Origin of the sequence: Streptomyces sp. NPDC058470 (genome assembly GCF_042721055.1) — a bacterium.
Classification (GTDB): domain Bacteria; phylum Actinomycetota; class Actinomycetes; order Streptomycetales; family Streptomycetaceae; genus Streptomyces.
Genome location: NZ_JBHXMF010000004.1, coordinates 90,771 through 106,999, shown reverse-complemented (window position 1 = coordinate 106,999; position 16,229 = coordinate 90,771). Strand labels below are relative to the sequence as shown.

General features: G+C 69.3%; 13 protein-coding genes. 5 read left to right on the top strand and 8 right to left on the bottom strand.

The genetic code is table 11. The features are described 5' to 3' along the window. Positions 1–7 precede the first annotated feature (7 nt). From ACFWP7_RS04240 to ACFWP7_RS04230, 3 genes are all read right to left on the bottom strand, one after another. Positions 8–487, bottom strand: coding sequence for a hypothetical protein (locus ACFWP7_RS04240; protein ID WP_384375710.1), 480 nt, complete (start codon positions 485–487; stop codon positions 8–10). Between the two features lie 109 nt (positions 488–596). Next, positions 597–2,096 carry an MFS transporter gene (locus ACFWP7_RS04235; RefSeq protein WP_384375707.1) on the bottom strand — a complete coding sequence of 500 codons (1,500 nt, stop codon included), beginning with the start codon at positions 2,094–2,096 and terminating at the stop codon, positions 597–599. Positions 2,097–2,268: 172 nt separating this feature from the next. Beyond that, complete coding sequence (locus ACFWP7_RS04230; protein ID WP_384375704.1) at positions 2,269–3,672, bottom strand: DUF445 domain-containing protein; 1,404 nt, start codon at positions 3,670–3,672, stop codon at positions 2,269–2,271. A 174-nt stretch (positions 3,673–3,846) separates the two neighbouring features. On the opposite strand from ACFWP7_RS04230, the gene ACFWP7_RS04225 reads away from it, so the two are divergent. Then, the gene (locus ACFWP7_RS04225; protein ID WP_384375701.1) at positions 3,847–5,172 is read left to right on the top strand and encodes an SGNH/GDSL hydrolase family protein; all 1,326 of its coding nucleotides are present in this window, start codon (positions 3,847–3,849) and stop codon (positions 5,170–5,172) included. A gap of 158 nt (positions 5,173–5,330) precedes the next feature. On the opposite strand, the gene ACFWP7_RS04220 is transcribed toward ACFWP7_RS04225, so the two are convergent. From ACFWP7_RS04220 to ACFWP7_RS04205, 4 genes are read right to left on the bottom strand one after another with little or no spacing between them, the layout of a single operon-like run. Continuing rightward, positions 5,331–6,266 (bottom strand): DUF1707 domain-containing protein, encoded by a 936-nt coding sequence (locus ACFWP7_RS04220; RefSeq protein WP_384375698.1) that lies wholly within the window; start codon positions 6,264–6,266, stop codon positions 5,331–5,333. A gap of 10 nt (positions 6,267–6,276) precedes the next feature. Continuing rightward, positions 6,277–7,281 carry an ATP-binding cassette domain-containing protein gene (locus ACFWP7_RS04215; protein WP_384375696.1) on the bottom strand — a complete coding sequence of 335 codons (1,005 nt, stop codon included), beginning with the start codon at positions 7,279–7,281 and terminating at the stop codon, positions 6,277–6,279. 9 nt (positions 7,282–7,290) lie between these two features. After that, positions 7,291–8,142 carry an ABC transporter permease gene (locus ACFWP7_RS04210; RefSeq protein ID WP_384376097.1) on the bottom strand — a complete coding sequence of 284 codons (852 nt, stop codon included), beginning with the start codon at positions 8,140–8,142 and terminating at the stop codon, positions 7,291–7,293. Between the two features lie 16 nt (positions 8,143–8,158). Next, positions 8,159–8,959: an ABC transporter permease gene (locus ACFWP7_RS04205; protein WP_384375693.1), complete on the bottom strand. Its 801-nt coding sequence runs from the start codon at positions 8,957–8,959 to the stop codon at positions 8,159–8,161. 203 nt (positions 8,960–9,162) lie between these two features. Between ACFWP7_RS04205 and ACFWP7_RS04200 the strand changes: the two genes are divergently transcribed. Next, complete coding sequence (locus ACFWP7_RS04200; RefSeq protein WP_384375690.1) at positions 9,163–11,670, top strand: transglycosylase domain-containing protein; 2,508 nt, start codon at positions 9,163–9,165, stop codon at positions 11,668–11,670. Positions 11,671–12,092: 422 nt separating this feature from the next. Here ACFWP7_RS04200 and ACFWP7_RS04195 read toward each other — a convergent pair whose 3' ends face one another. Then, positions 12,093–12,668 (bottom strand): TetR/AcrR family transcriptional regulator, encoded by a 576-nt coding sequence (locus tag ACFWP7_RS04195; protein ID WP_384375687.1) that lies wholly within the window; start codon positions 12,666–12,668, stop codon positions 12,093–12,095. 58 nt (positions 12,669–12,726) lie between these two features. Between ACFWP7_RS04195 and ACFWP7_RS04190 the strand changes: the two genes are divergently transcribed. The 3 genes from ACFWP7_RS04190 (at position 12,727) to ACFWP7_RS04180 (ending at position 15,840) form a co-directional block, all read left to right on the top strand. Continuing rightward, positions 12,727–13,689 (top strand): NAD-dependent epimerase/dehydratase family protein, encoded by a 963-nt coding sequence (locus ACFWP7_RS04190; protein WP_384375684.1) that lies wholly within the window; start codon positions 12,727–12,729, stop codon positions 13,687–13,689. A gap of 424 nt (positions 13,690–14,113) precedes the next feature. Continuing rightward, on the top strand, positions 14,114–15,262 hold the full coding sequence (locus ACFWP7_RS04185) for an MFS transporter (RefSeq protein WP_384375681.1): 1,149 nt from the start codon (positions 14,114–14,116) through the stop codon (positions 15,260–15,262). Continuing rightward, positions 15,259–15,840: a TetR/AcrR family transcriptional regulator gene (locus ACFWP7_RS04180; RefSeq protein WP_384375678.1), complete on the top strand. Its 582-nt coding sequence runs from the start codon at positions 15,259–15,261 to the stop codon at positions 15,838–15,840. Before ACFWP7_RS04185 ends, ACFWP7_RS04180 begins: the two co-directional genes overlap by 4 nt. Positions 15,841–16,229: the final 389 nt, after the last annotated feature.

The window sequence follows — 16,229 nt, the reverse complement described above, 5'->3', positions numbered from 1 at the left end:
CGGCTCCTCAGGTGAGGTGGGCGTACAGCAGTCCGTCCGTCGAGTCTTCCTCAGCCGGCCGGAACCGGCGGGCCACCGTCGCCGTGACAAGCACCGCGACACCGATCAGGAACGTGCAGAACCCCCACGTCAGGGGCCACGAGTGCGCCATGCCGTCCGGCGATCCGGGATTCGTGCGCAGGGAGACGTACAGCAGGGCAGCAGGGGGTCCCGCCACCAGCAGCAGGGGCCAGCCCAGGTAGTCCCGGTGGCCGAAGTAGGCCGCCAGTGTCAGCAGGACCAGGGCCAGACCGATGACCCCGACGACCCCGATGACCGTCACCGGGGTCGTCTCGTCGGCGGAACCGAGCGTCCGGGCGCGGTTGTTCAGATTCCACGGGACGCAGACGAGGTACGCCGCGCCGGAGAGGGCGGCGCCGAGCACGCGCGTCAGCCAGCGTTCCGGCCAGGGGCGCGTTCGCAGAGGGCTCAACAGCTTCTCGGTCATGCGTACGAGGTTTGCGCGGCGTGCGGTGGCCCGACAGAGTACGGGTACTCAGGCCCTCCGCCCCGCTACTCAAAGGCCTCCCGCCTGAGGAGTGCCCGCAACGCCCGCCTCACGTCGCCGGTGCCGAGGACGGCGACTCCTTCTCCACCACCGACAGCGGCGTGGCGATGTCCTCCAGCGAACGGCCCTCCGCCTTCACCGCGAAGAACACCGCGACCAGGCCCGCCGCGCACATCAGGCCCGCTCCGATCTGGAAGGCGAGCACCGTGTCGCCGACGACGCCGGACTTCGTGAGGTCGGCGAAGACCAGCGGGCCGCTGATACCGCCGGCCGCCGTGCCGAGCGCGTAGAAGAAGGCGATGGCCATGGCGCGGGTCTCCATCGGGAACACCTCGGAGACCGTCAGATACGCGCTGGACGCGCCCGCCGACGCGAAGAACAGCACCACGCACCAGCAGGCCGTCATCGTCACCGCGCTCAGCGAGCCCCGGTCGAAGAGCCAGGCCGTGCCGAACAGCAGGATGCCGGAGAGGAGATACGTCGAGGAGATCATGACGCGTCGGCCGACCGTGTCGAACAGCTTGCCCAGCAGCAGCGGGCCCAGGAAGTTGCCGGCCGCGATGACGGCGAAGTAGTAACCGGTACTGCCCGTCGGCACGTCGAAGAACGTGGTGAGGATGGCGCCGAAGCCGAAGGTGATCGCGTTGTAGAGGAACGCCTGCCCGATGAAGAGGGCGAGACCGAGCGTGGCCCTCTTCCGGTAGCGGCCGAAGACGGTCCTGGCGATGAGGCCGAAGCCGACGCTCCTGCGCTGCTGGATGGTGATCTCACGGTCGGGCTGTGGCAGCGGTTCGCCCTTCTCCTGCTCGATCTCGCGCTCCACGGAGGAGACCAGGGCCTCGGCCTCCTCGCCGTGGCCGTGGATGAACTGCCAGCGCGGACTCTCCGGCACATGCCGTCTGACCAGCAGGATCACCAGACCCAGTACGACGCCGAGCGCGAAGGTCAGCCGCCAGCCGACGTCCTTGGGGAAGATGGACGTGTTCAGCATGACGACGGACAGCAGCGCTCCGCCGATCGCGCCCAGCCAGTAACTGCCGTTGATGATCAGGTCGACCCGGCCGCGGTACTTGGACGGGATCAGCTCGTCGATCGCCGAGTTGATGGCGGCGTACTCGCCACCGATACCGAAGCCGGTGAGGAAGCGGAAGACGAAGAACCACCAGGGCGAGAAGGACAGCGCGGTGAGAGCCGTCGCGAGGAGATAGACCGCCAGGGTGATCATGAAGAGCTTCTTGCGGCCGTAGCGGTCGGTCAGCCAGCCGAAGAACAGCGCGCCCGCACAGGCACCCGCCACGTAGAGCGCCGCCGCGATACCGGTGACCTGCGCGGTGGAGACGGCAAGCCCGCTGCCCTCCTCGGAGAGGCGGCCGGCGATGTTGCCGACGGTGGTGACCTCCAGGCCGTCCAGGATCCATACGGTTCCCAGGCCGATCACGATCATCCAGTGCCAGCGGGACCACGGCAGCCGGTCCAGACGGGCCGGTACCGACGTGGTGACCGTTCCCGTGGAGGCGGGCACGGCGCCCGGCGTCGCTGATGCTGTCATGGCTCCCTCTCCGTCGAGTGACCCTGGGTGATCGACTGGCGATCAGTGAGTGATCCTTGGGTGACCCAACCAGAGTGCCCTGATCTGTGCTTCTCACGCCCGTCGAACAGCGCGCGGCCTGCCGGACGCCGAGCACGCCACCCGACGCCGAACCCCAACCCGCAGCCGACGCTCACGCCCCCAACGCCCGCGACACCGCATAGATCAGCAGCCCCGCCAGCGACCCCACCACCGTGCCGTTGATCCGGATGAACTGCAGGTCACGCCCGATGTTGGCCTCGATCTTCCGGGTCGTGTGCTCGGCGTCCCAACTCGCGACGGTGTCAGTGATCAGGGAGGTGATCTCGCGCCGGTACGTCGTCACGACGTACACCGCCGCGCCCTCGACCCAGCCGTCGACCTTGGCCTGGAGTTTGGGCTCCACCGCCATCCGGGCACCCAGCGACAGCAACGACGCCCGCACCCGCAGCCGCAGCTCGCTCCGCTCGTCCTCCGCGGCGGACACGATCATGGACCGTACGGCGGTCCAGGCGGACGCGATCAGGTCCTGGACCTCGCCGCGGCCGAGAACCTCGCCCTTGAGGCGCTCGACGCGGGCCCTGGTCTCGGTGTCGGACTGGAGGTCGGAGGCGAAGTCGGTGAGGAATCGGTCCAGGGCGCCGCGGGCCGGGTGCGAGGGGGCGTCACGCATCTCGGTGACGAAACGGAGCAGTTCCTTGTAGACGCGCTCGCCGACCCTCTTGTCGACGAACCGCGGGGTCCAGCCGGGGGCGCCGCCCTGCACCGCGTCCATGACCTGCGCGTCGTGCAGTACGAGCCAGTCGTGAGCGCGCGCCACGACCAGGTCCACGATGCGCTTGTGGCCACCGTCCGCGACGATCTTCTCCAGCATTTTTCCTATGCCGGGCGCGATCTCGGCGGCATCCGCGCGCCGCGTGATCGCCTCGCCGACCACCGCCTGTACGTCGGAGTCGCGCAGCACGGTCAGCGCCCCCCGGAGTGCGGCGGCCAGCTCGGCCGTCACCCGGTCGGCGTGCTCCGGTTCGGCGAGCCAGGCACCGAGACGGCTGCCTATGCCGACGGCGCGCAGCCGACCCCGTACGACCTCCTCCGAGAGGAAGTTCTCCCCGACGAACTCACCGAGCGAGACGCCCAGTTGGTCCTTCTTGGTGGGGATGATCGCCGTGTGCGGGATGGGCAGGCCCAGCGGGTGGCGGAAGAGGGCCGTCACCGCGAACCAGTCGGCGAGCGCGCCGACCATGCCCGCCTCGGCGGCCGCGGCGACGTATCCGGCCCACGGGCCGGCGCCCTCGTTCGACGCCCACTTGGCGAGGACGTACACGACCGCCACGAAGAGCAGCAGGCCGACCGCCGTCGCCTTCATCCGGCGTACGCCCCGCTGTTTCTCCTCGTCGGCAGGGCTGAAAGAGGTCATCGCACGGCGCGCGTCGGCCTTGGGCGGGCCCTCCCGGTTCATCGCGGCGTCCGGCAGGGCATGCTGCCCATCGGCATCCGCGCCCGCTTCTTCCGGATTCGTACGTTCCATCCACTCCACCCGTTCGCGTCCCCCGTACACATTGTCCCTTCCTGACCGACTCCCGGAACGGGACAGGAGTTCCCGGCGGCTGCCCGCGGGGCAGAGTTCCGGCTGAAGTTGCACGAGTGTGGCGGTTTCGCCCGGCCCATGACGCATCATGGGGTGATCGCATCGGAGCCTCGGGCTCCCCTCGCCCGAGGAGAAACGCATCGCATGACCAAGCGTCGTGGTTATGCCCTGCTGGCCGGGATCGTCGCCATGGTCGTGGTCGTTTCCGCCGCCATATACGTCGGCGTCGCCGCCGACGAGCGCGGCGGACAGAGCAACCTCGCCGGCCCCCGCTCCCCGCGGGGCACCGCCGCTCCCGCCTCCACCGGCATCTGGGTCGGCGCCTGGTCGGCCTCCCCCGCCGGAGCCGAGCCGGGCACCGGCACCAACGGCATGGCCGGCCGATCGGTCCGGAACATCATCCACACGAGTGCGAGCGGAACGAGTGCCCGGATCACGCTCTCCAACCTCTACGGACGACAGCGTCTCGCCATCACGCACGCCACGATCGCCGTCGCGGCGACCGCGAACAGCGCCGCCGCCGCGGCGGGCACCATGACCCGCCTCACCTTCGGCGGCAACACCTCCGTGGTCATTCCCCCCGGGCAGCAGGTGCTGAGCGACGCGGTGACCGTGCGGATCCCGAGCGACTCGGACGTACTCGTCACCACGTTCTCGCCGACGCGGTCGGGCCCGGTCACCTTCCACCCGCACGCACGCCAGATCTCCTACGCCGCCGAAGGCGACCTCTCGGGCGAGGTGAGCGGAGTCTCGTACACCGAGGAGACGCGGTACTGGCGCTATCTGACCGCCGTCGACGTCCTCAGCGACGAGTCCGTGGGAACCATCGTCGCCCTCGGCGACTCCCTCACCGACGGCGGCACCGCCACCGTGGGCGCCAACCACCGCTATCCCGACTACCTTTCGGAGCGGCTCCGCGCCGCCGCCGACGACGGAGCGCCCCGCTACAGCGTCGTCAACCAGGGCATGGGCGGAAACCAGCTCCTCACCTCCCGGTCCGGCAGCCCGGCCGAGAACCCGAGCGCCCTGTCCCGCTTCGGCCGCGACGTCCTCGGCCGTCCGAACGTCAAGGCCGTCGTCATCGACCTCGGCATCAACGACCTCCTGCGCAACCCGAACAAGGTCAATGCCAGGACGATCACCGCCGGACTGCGCACGCTGGTCCGGCAGGCGCACGCTCACCAGCTCGTCGTCATCGGGGCGACCCTGATGCCGTTCCAGCGGTCCGGCGGCTACTCCGACCCGCGTGAGGCCGTCCGCCAGGCCATCAACGCGGAGATCCGGGCGGGAAAGGTGTTCGACGCGGTGGTCGACTTCGATGAGGCGCTGCAGGATCCGTACGACCCGCGCAGGCTCCGCCCGGACTACGACTCCGGCGATCATCTGCATCCCAGTGACAAGGGATACAAGCGGATGGCGGAGGTCTTCGACCTGGGATCACTGACGCAATCGGTGACGGCCACGACGTAGGGGCCGACCGCCTTTCGCACGAGCCGATCACACCAAGCGTCGGAGCACCCGAGAGGTCACACACCGGGTGCTCCGACACCCGAGAGGTCACACACCGGGTGCTCCGGAGCCGAAGCCGGAGCCGAAGCCAAAGCCGGAGCCGCAGCCGCAGCCGGACGTCAATGGCCCCCGTGCCGCCGCCGATGGCGCTCATCGCGCCGCTCCTGATGCCGTTCCCGGCGCTCCTCGTGCCGATCCCTGCGCTCCTCGTGCCGTTCGCGGACCAGGTCGCGGGCCTCGTCCAGCACGTCGAACGCGTCGCCGAGACCGTCGCGGTCGCCGCGTGAACCCTGCAGCTCCTTGCGGGCCTCGCGCCGCTCCAGCTTCTCCTGGCGGCGCTCCTCCTTCAGGCGCTGGCGCTCGGCGCGGGTCAGCTTCCGCTCCACGCCCACACCGCCCCAGAAGGCGAAGCCCGTGACGACCACCCGCGGCGCACCGGGCTCGCCCGGGACACCCTCCTCACGGTGGTCGAAGCCGCCCATGATGCCGATGCCACGCACGACGACCTCGACACCGGGCGGTACGACGACGTTCATACCGCCCATGATCGCGACACAGTTGACGACCACCTCGCGGTCCGCGAAGTACGCCTCGCGCAGGTCGATCTCGCCGCCACCCCAGAACGCGAAGGAGTTGAACCGCCTGGGCATCGTCCAGCGCCCCTTGCGCTGGAAACCCGCCATGATCGCGACACCCCACGAGGACGAACCCTCGCCGCCGACGATCCGGTCCGCCCAGCCCCCCGTCCCGCTCCCGGCGGGCTGCTTGACCATGTTCACCACGGGCGGCGTCACGCCCGGGGCCGGCAGATCACGGGTGATCGGCGCCAACTCCCCGTACGTACGCGCCTTGTACGTCGCCTCCAGCCGCTCCTCGAACTCCTCCATGTCGAGGCGGCCCTCCGCGAGGGCGTCCCTCAGCACTTCGGTGACTCTCTCCCGGTCGGCATCCGAAGCCCGGAGTTCGGGTCCGGGGAGTCCTGGGTCGGGGAGTCCGGGGTCCCGCGGCGTCAGCCGCCCGTCGTCGCGTCCCTCGGAAGGCACAGGCTCACTCATGGAAGGCAGCCTACGAGACCGCCTTCTCCGCGTACATGCGGCTGATGACCGCCTCGATGTCCGGCTCCCGCACCGAAAGGTCCACCAGCGGATACTCCGCCGCGATCCGCGCCACGAGCGGAGCCGCCGACTGAGCCGCCGGGAACGCGAGCCACTGCCGCGGCCCCTCCACCTTCACCACCCGCGCCAAGCCGACCTCGATCGGCGGAAGCTCCCGCTCCAGGTCCACCACCAGCGTCCGCTCGCTCTCCCCCACCTCGTGCAGCCCCGACAGCGCACCGTCGTACATCAGCCGCCCGTGGTCGATGACCATCACCCGCTTGCACAACTGCTCGATGTCCGTGAGGTCATGGGTGGTGAGCAGGACCGTCGTACCGCGCTCGGCGTTCAGGTCACGCAGGAACTCCCGCACCCGCGCCTTGCTGATCACATCGAGCCCGATCGTCGGCTCGTCGAGATACAGCACCTCAGGATCGTGCAGCAGAGCCGCCGCGATGTCACCGCGCATCCGCTGCCCCAGGGACAGTTGCCGCACCGGCACGTCCAACAGGGCACCCAGCTCCAGAAGTTCGACACACCGGTCGAGGTTCTCACGGTAACGGGCGTCCGGGATCCGGTACATGCGGTGCATCAGCCGGTACGAGTCGATCAGTGGAAGGTCCCACCACAGGGTCGTACGCTGCCCGAAGACGACGCCGATGCGCTGCGCGAGCCGGGTCCGCTCGCGCGACGGGTCGATGCCCGCGACCCGCAGCCGGCCACCACTCGGAGTGAGGATGCCGGTCAGCATCTTGATGGTGGTCGACTTCCCGGCACCGTTCGGACCGATGTAGCCGACCATCTGCCCACGCGGCACGGTGAAGGAGATCGAGTCGACCGCCCGCACCTGCCGCCGCTCACTGCGCAGGAACCCGGTCTTCTTGCGCACGTCGAAGACCTTCTCGACGCCTTCGAGCACGATGAAGTCACCGTCCACACACGCGAGTTCGCTGTCCACGTCCACATCGGCGTACAAGAAAATCCCCTAACTCCCCGTGCTCCGGTACGAACGAAGTCCCGCCCGCCAGGCAAGGCCCGCCAGCACACAGCAGACCGCGGCCACCAGCGGTGGGGTGAAGGCGACCCACGTCGGCAGGTCGAGCGGATAGGGCCGCCCCAGCACATACAGCGCGGGCAGCCAGTTGACGAAGGCCAGCGGGAACACGAAGGTCACCCCGCGCACCAGGTCCTTCGCGAAGACGGTCGGCGGGTACTGCAGGAGCGTACTGCCGCCGTACGTAAAGGAGTTCTGCACCTCGGACGCGTCCTGCGCCACGAACTGGAAAGCCGCGCCCGCCACGAACACGGCCCCGAAGATCGCACCGCCGCTGAGCAGCGCCAGCGGGATCAGCAGCACCTTGAGCGGCGTCCAGGAGATGTCGAGCGCGACGAGGGCGTACCCGAGGACCAGCAGTCCCTGGGTGACCCGGCCGATACGGCGCACCGCGAAACGGTCGGCGGCGACCTGGGCCAGGACGGGCACCGGCCGCACGAGAAGCGTGTCGAACGTACCGTCGCGCACCCGCCGACCCAGCCGGTCCATCGTGCCGAACCCCAGGTCCGCGAGCCCGAAGGCGGTGCCCCCGAGGCCGTACAGGAAGGCGACCTCCGGAAGCGAGTAACCCCCGAGCCGGTCGACCTGCGAAAACATCAGCAGGATCGTCACGAAGTCCAGGCCGGTCATCACGAAGTTGCCGAACAGGGTCATCGCGAAGGAGGCACGGTAGGCCATCGTGGAGCGGATCCACATGGCGGCGATCATGCGATAGGCGCGCAAGCCGTCACGCACACGGGCGTACGCCCGCTGCCTGGGCGCCGGCCACGAGGCATCCGCCACCCGCCCCTCGACCTGGCTAGCCACCCTGCACCACCACCCTCCGCGTCGCCGCCGACTGCACGAGCCGCCCGGTCGCGAGCAGCGCGAGCGCCCAGGCGATCTGGAAGGCGTACGTACCCAGCGGATCGGCCGTGCCCAGGAGCACGTCCGCGGGCGCCTGGATCAGGGACGACCAGGGCAGGGCGCGTACGACCTCGCCGAGCACGCCCGGGAAGACGTTCAGCGGCAGCACCATCCCCGAGCAGAAGATCGCCAGGATCCAGGCCATCTGCGCCACGCCCGCCCCGTCCATGAGCCAGAACGCCGACAGCGCCACCAGATAGCGGATCGAGAAGCTGACGAGCACCCCGAGGGCGACCGCGACCATGAACGCGATCCACGTCAACAGGTCGGTGGGCAGCGCGAGTTCGAAGAAGAACGCGCCGAACGCCAGCGGGACCGCGCCGCGCGCCAGCAGATGGAACAGCGCCCGGCCCATGTCCTGCGCCAGCCACCACAACTGCAGATCGACGGGCCGGTACAGGTCGATCGCGATGTCCCCCGTACGGATCCGCTCGATCAGCTCGTCCTCGAAACCGCCGCCCATCACCGCCACCGCCGCGAGCAGCCCCTGCCCGAGCCACACATAGGTGAGCGCCTGCGCCTGGTCGTAGCCGCCGAGGTGCGGTTTCTCGTCCCAGAGCGCGATGAAGGTGTACGCCAGGATCAGCCCGAAGACGGTGTTGGTGAACAGGCCCGCCGCAGTGGCCACCCGATAGGTGGCGTACCGACGGAAGCCGCCGACTGCGACGGCGACGTACAACCGCCCTGTGCCCACAAAGAGGCCCTCCCTCAGCGCGTCAAGGCCGAAGCGCACGACCCTAGCCGCCGGGTGCCCCACCCCGCCAGGCATTTTCCGGGCCCGACGCGTGCCGAGATGAGGGAACGGAACGCATGGTGCGAGAGTCTTCAAGAGGGGGCGCAACAGGCGTACGAGGGCGTACGGGAACGTACGACGCGAAACGGGAGTCCGGCGAACAGATGAGCGACGAGCCGCAGCCACAGCAGAACAGCCAGGGCTGGGCGCCCAGGGAACCGCACCCGGGCCCGGGACGAGGACAGGAACCTGGTCAGGGGCAGGGACCGGGTCAAGGACCGGGACCGGGTCAAGGACCGGGACCGGGATTTGGGCCCGTGCCGCAGCCGGCGCCCGGCGGGAAGCAGAAGAAGCAGAAGCGCCAGCGCACCGGCTGGCGGCGGATCATCCCCACCTGGCGCATGGTGCTCGGCGCCTTCCTCACCGTGATCCTGCTCCTGATCGGCCTCTTCGCACTCGGCTACTACCTCGTCAAGATCCCGCCCGCGAACGCCGCCGCGACCAAGCAGAGCAACGTCTACCTCTACGCCGACGGCAGCCAGCTCGCCCGCGACGGCGAGATCAACCGCGAGAACGTGACGCTCGCGCAGATCTCCAGGGACGCCCAGCACGCGGTACTCGCCGCCGAGGACCGGGACTTCTACTCCGAGTCGGCCGTCGACCCCAAGGCGATGATCCGCGCCGCCTGGAACACGGCCACCGGCAAGGGCAAGCAGTCCGGCTCGACGATCACCCAGCAGTACGTGAAGAACTACTACCTGGGCCAGGAGCAGACGGTCACCCGCAAGGTGAAGGAGTTCTTCATCTCCATCAAGCTCGACCGCGAGAAGAGCAAGGACGACATCCTCGAGGGCTACCTCAACACCAGCTACTTCGGCCGCAACGCGTACGGCATCCAGGCTGCCGCCCAGGCGTACTACGGCGTCGACGCCATCGACCTGACGGTGGGTCAAGGTGCCTACCTGGCCGCGCTGTTGAACGCACCGAGCGAATACGACGTGATCGCGCACCCCGAGAACAAGTCCGCGGCCGAGGCCCGCTGGAACTACGTACTCGACGGCATGGTCAAGAAGGACTGGCTGAGCGCCACGGACCGCGCCGCCGTCAAGTTCCCCGCGCCGAAGGAGGCCAAGGGCTCGGCGGGCATGTCCGGCCAGCGCGGCTACCTCGTCCAGGCGGTCAAGGACTACCTCACCACCAACAAGGTCATCGACGAGGACACCCTCGCCACCGGCGGCTACCGCATCACCACCACCATCCAGAAACCCAGGCAGGACGCCTTCGTCGAGGCCGTCAACGACCAGGTGACGGACAAGCTCGACAAGGAGAACCGCAAGGTCGACACCTACGTCCGCGCCGGCGGCGTCGCCATCGACCCCTCCACCGGCAAGGTCGTCGCGATGTACGGCGGCATCGACTACACCCAGCAGTACGTCAACAACGCCACCCGCCGCGACTACCAGGTCGGCTCCACCTTCAAGCCCTTCGTCTTCACCTCGGCCGTCCAGAACGACTCAGAGACCCAGGACGGCCGGACCATCACCCCGAACACGCTCTACGACGGCACCGACCGGCGCCCGGTGGAGGGCTGGAACGGCGGCACCTACGCGCCCGAGAACGAGGACGGCGTCTCCTACGGCGACATCACCGTCCGCACCGCCACCGACAAGTCGGTGAACGCGGTCTACGCACAGATGGCGGTGGACGTCGGCCCCGCCAAGGTCAAGCAGACGGCGATCGACCTCGGACTCCCCGCCAACACCCCCGACCTGACCGCCACCCCCTCCATCGCGCTCGGCCCGGCCACCGCCAGCGTCCTCGACATGACCGAGGCCTACGCCACCCTCGCCAACCACGGCAAGCACGGCACGTACACCCTGGTCGACAAGATCACCAACGACGGCGCGCAGGACGTACAGCTGCCGAAGCAGGACACCCAGCAGGTGGTGACCCGCGAGGCCGCCGACACGACCACGTCCATGCTCCAGAGCGTCGTCGACGGCGGCACCGGCACCGCGGCCCAGGGCGCCGACCGGCCCGCCGCCGGCAAGACCGGCACCGCCGAGGAGGACCAGGCCGCCTGGTTCGCCGGCTACACCCCCGACCTCGCCACCGTCGTCTCCGTCATGGGCCAGGACCCCGACACCGGCGCGCACAAGTCCCTGTACGGCGCCCTCGGCCAGGCCCGCATCAACGGCGGCGGGCCCCCGGCGCAGATCTGGGCCCAGTTCACCAAGGCCGCTCTGGACGGCACCGAGGCGACCGACTTCGACCTCGAACTCCAGCCGGGCGCCGAGGAACCGCAACTCCCGACCGACGAGCCCACCACCGAGCCCCCCGCCATCGGCGGCCAGGACAACGGCGGCACGACGACCGGCGGCACACAGTCCCCCACCCAGTCCCCGGGCCAGACGAACGGCCAGACCCAGGGCCAGACGAACGGCGGCACCACCACGACCACAGGCGGCACCACCACGGACGGCACCACCACGGACGGCGGAACCACAGACGGCGGAACCACCACCGGCACCACCGACGGAGGCACCACAACCACCGGCGGCACCGCGGACGGCGGCACCACCACCGACGGCGCAACGACGGACGGGGGGACGGACGTGGGGGCGATCGCGGGGGCGGGGCCGCTGAACCGGCCCGCATCGCGAAAACCGTAAGCAAGTCTCAGTGAGCAGCTTCCGTCCTGATTCTGCAGGGGGGAGGACCTGGCCCGGCAGCGGTCACGGGTGAGTCCGCGGACTGCGGGCCGTGATCATCTGCTCTGACCATCCGTCAAGCGCCCGCTACGTAAAGGAACCCGGCGGGTTGACAGTCCAGAGGAACAACCAAGGCCCAGCCGAGGGCGCCGAATACGCTGTCCACCAGTCCCGCCTCCTGCTGTCCACGCGGACCACACGGACCACCACGATGGTGGTCGGTCTGATCCGCGGCCACTGCAAGGCCATCGCCCTTCGGATCCCGCCAGTTACGGCAGCACGCCGACCCGTCAGTTCAAGATCCATCGTGGATCGTCGGGGCCACGTGGGCACCGGGCTGGTTCCTGTCGGCCCCCGACTCTGCGTCCGCAGTCAGCGGCCGCTCATTCGGGGAGCAGAGGGAGGAGGTGCGGCGTGATCTGCTGGAAGGGATCCAGGGACTGGTGGGCGCGGGCAAGGATCATGGCGCCTTCCAATGCACAGAGCAGGAGTGTGGCGAGCCCGCGGGCCTGTTCCGCGGAGGAGACTCCGTAACCTTCCAGGCCCTTTTGCAGGGCCGACACCAGAGACTCGTAGCCCTCGTGGCAGACCGTGGTGAGCGCGGCGGAGCCGGGCACGGAGTCGAGGGTGACAGTGGTGATCGGCATCCCCTCGGTGAAGCCGCTGTCCCGCAGGTTGCGTGAGCAGTTCTCGAACAGCGCAGTGACCCATTGCCGGGCGGTGTGGCTGGCCTGGCGGGTGGCGTCGATGAAGGCCACCGAGTCCGCCGTGGCGATCCGGACGGCCTCGACCGCGATCTCCTCCTTGCCGCCCGGGAAGAGGTAGTAGACCGATCCGCGAGGCGCGCCGGACTCTTCGATGATCTGCGCCAGTCCTGTCCCCTTGAAGCCCTGACGGCACAGCAGTAGATGCGCCACGCAGAGGATCTTCTCCCGTGAATCCGACTTGGGTCTCGCCATGCCCGTAAGTATAGTGAACGACATAGCTATACCGATCACTATAGTAAGGAGCCGCATCATGGCTACCGTCTTCGTCACCGGCGGTTCAGGGTTCGTCGGGAGCCGGCTGATCACCCGCTTGATCAAGGACGGACATGCCGTCCGCGCACTGGCGCGCAGTGACGGCGCGGCCGGCAAGGTCGAAGACCTGGGCGCCGTCCCGGTGCGGGGGGACCTGGCAGACCTGGCCGGCCTGCGCGCCGCCGCAGCAGGGAGCGAGCTGGCCTTCCACTCCGCAGCACGCATCGCCGGCCCGGGCACCCGCAAGCAGTTCTGGACGGACAACGTCGACGGCACCGCCAACCTCGTACGCGCCGTGCGCGAGGCGGGGGTGCGACGACTGGTCCACGTCGGCACCGAGGCATCCATCATGAACGGCCAGCCGCTGGTCAACGTGGACGAGTCAGCCCCGCTGCGGCCGGACTCGCGCGCCCACTACGCCGCGTCCAAGGCGGCCGCCGAACAGATCGTGATCAAAGCCAACGGCAGCCTGGAGACCATCGTGCTGCGTCCGCGTTTCGTCTGGGGCACGGGAGACACCACGGTGCTGCCCGCACTGGTGGACATGGTCAACAGCGGTCGTTTCGCATGGATCGACGGCGGTCGGCACCGCACCGACACCACGCACGTCGACAACGCCGTGGAAGGGCTGATGCTCGCGGCCGAGCGCGGCCGCCCCGGCCAGGCGTATTTCGTGACCGACGGGGCGCCCGTCGTCTTCCGCGACATCCTCACCGAGCTGCTGGCCACCCAGGGTGTCTCCGCGCCAACCCGGTCCCTGCCCTACGGCGTGGCCAAGACGGTCGCCGCAGTCGGCGAAACGCTCTGGCGAGGCCTGCGACTCAAGGGCGCGCCCCCGCTGGACTACATGGGCATGTGGGTGTCCAGCCGCGAGTGCACCATCGACATCACCAAAGCACGCACAGAACTCGGCTACCAGCCCATCAAGACCCAGCAGCAGGGACTGGCCGAACTGCGCTGACGCCGGCCAGGATTCAGCGCCGCCACTCGAGCCGCCCGCTGATCAGCACGCCGGCAGCGGCGCCACGCACGGCGGCGGAGCCTGGTCAAGATCGCGGCCCCCCGGCCCGCCAGATGAGCGGTGCGTCAAGGCCGCCCGGGAGGGTGCTCCCCGCACTCGCGGGAACAGTCTGCCGCCGGAGCCGACCGCACCGTCCTCGACTTCGGTACGAGCCGGTTTTCACGGCTGCGGGGTCCCCGCACAAGGCAGCTCGTCCAGCCCGGGCGAGCGCTTCCGTGCGGGCGAACCGATCTTGAGACAGATCTGTCTCTTTTCAAGAGACAGATCTGTCTTATTCGGGTAGGGTACGGACATGACCGCAACGGACGCTCGACCAGATTGGGCCGTGTCAACACGCCCCGGCGTAACGGTGCATATCGCCCTGTTGACATCGATCAGCGCGATGTTCCTCGCGACCTCCAGCGCCCCGACTCCTCTTTACGGCGTGTATGCCCAGCTGTGGGGGGTGTCGGCGGCGGCGACATCGGTGGTGTTCGGCGCGTACGCCCTCGCGTTGCTGCTGGCCCTGCTGGTGCTCGGTCGGGTCTCCGACCACATCGGACGTAGGACGGTCATCTGGCCCGCACTCCTCGTGCAGGTGGTGGCGATGCTCGTGTTCGCCACCGCCGGGGGCGTCGGCGAGCTGCTCGTGGGGCGCGTGCTTCAGGGGCTGTCCACGGGCGCGGGTCTAGCGGCGGTGGGGGCGGCGCTGCTCGACACCGACGCCGAGCGTGGCCGGATCGCGAACTCCGCAGCGCCTCCGATCGGGTCGGCACTCGGGGCTCTGAGCTCGGCCGTGCTGGTCACTTTCGCCCCCATGCCGACCCGCCTGGTGTACCTGGTGTTCGCCATGGTGCTGGTACTACAGATCGTCGCGTTGTCCCGGTTGCCCGAGACCGCGCCGCACACGCCGGGAGCGGTGCGCTCCCTACGACCCAGGCTGCACGCACCGCGACGGATACTGGCGCTGCTGGGCGCCGCCGTGCCCGTCCTGTTCTCCGTATGGGCCGTATCGGGCCTGTTCGGGGCGTTCGGCCCGCACCTCGCCACCCTGCTCACCGGTTCGTCATCCCCCATACTCGGCGCACTGCCCATCGCGATCGTCGGGGCGGTGGCCCCGGTGGTCGCGTTCTCCACCGCCGGGCTGGCCGGGCGTAGGTCACTGGCATACGGCATCACGGGCCTGCTGATGGCGGTCGTAGTCACCGCGTTTTCGCTGCTGCTGGGCCAGATGTGGCTCCTGTTGGCGGGTGCGGTGGTAGCGGGCACCGGATTCGGCTTCGGCTTCCGCGGTGCCATGGACCTGGTGCTGCCCGCCGTCGAGGAGTCCGAGCGCGCGGACACGTTGTCGCTGCTCTACATCGCTTCCTACCTCGGGTTCGGCGTACCGGCCATCGTGGCGGGCATCGTGCTGCAGAGCACCGGAAACCTGACCGCGACGACGCTCGGCTACGCCGTCGTTCTCGCACTGCTCGCCGCGACGGCGGCCGGTGTCCTCCGCCTGACCGGCGACAACGAAGGGACGAACTCGTGACCACTCACATCCCCGGCAAAGCGGCGGCGCGCTCCCCCCGCGAACGCCTGCTCGCCTCCGCCGACGAGCTCTTCTACAGCGAAGGCGTGCACACCGTAGGCATCGACCGCGTGATCGAGCACGCCGGGGTGGCCAAGGCATCGCTGTACCGCCTGTTCGGCAGCAAGGAAGAGCTCGTCGCCGCGTACCTGGGCGCCCGGCACGAGCGGAATCTGGCCGAACTGCGCACCGCCGCCGGGCGGCTCTCGGATCCTCATGACGGCATCCTCGCGGTGTTCGACACGCAGGCGCGCTGGCTGCGGCGCCGTACATATCGTGGCTGCGCGTTCGCGCGGGCCAGCGCCGAGCCCGCCGCGGGCGGGCAGGTCCAGCGGGCCACCGACGCCTACCGTGCCGCGATCCATGAGCTGTTCTCAGAACTGGCCACCCGGGCAGACGTACGGGATCCCGAGATGCTCGCCGCCCAGCTGGACATGCTGTTCCACGGCGCCGGTGTCGTCGTCAGCAGCAGCAGCCGGCGCAGCAGCCTGATCGCCGCCACACGGGCTGCCGCCGAGACGCTGATCACCGCCGCCTGACGTCGCCAAACCGAAAGATCACTGGGTGCAGATCTTTTGAGGTTCGGCCCACCGCGATTTCGTACGGATCGAGTCCATCGTTGTCACGGAGCCGTCGCGGCCGACCTTCCTGCCCGTCTCCCACAGCACCCGCTCGGTCCTGACGGCTCAGCTCGCGCGCTACTTCGATGGTCCGGAACTGCTCGAACCAGGCGCGGGTCGTACTCGTGATGGCGCCCTGACACCGATGCCTGGGGCCTCCCGGCGGAGGTCCACCAGCACGGCGGCGTCAGCCGCAAGCACTGTGAGACCCGCCGGTTGCCGGTCCACTCGGCGGTCGCTGCGAGCACTGGGCGCGCACCAGTCGCCGGGCGCGACGACTGACACGAATTCCGTCCGGCATCGGGCGT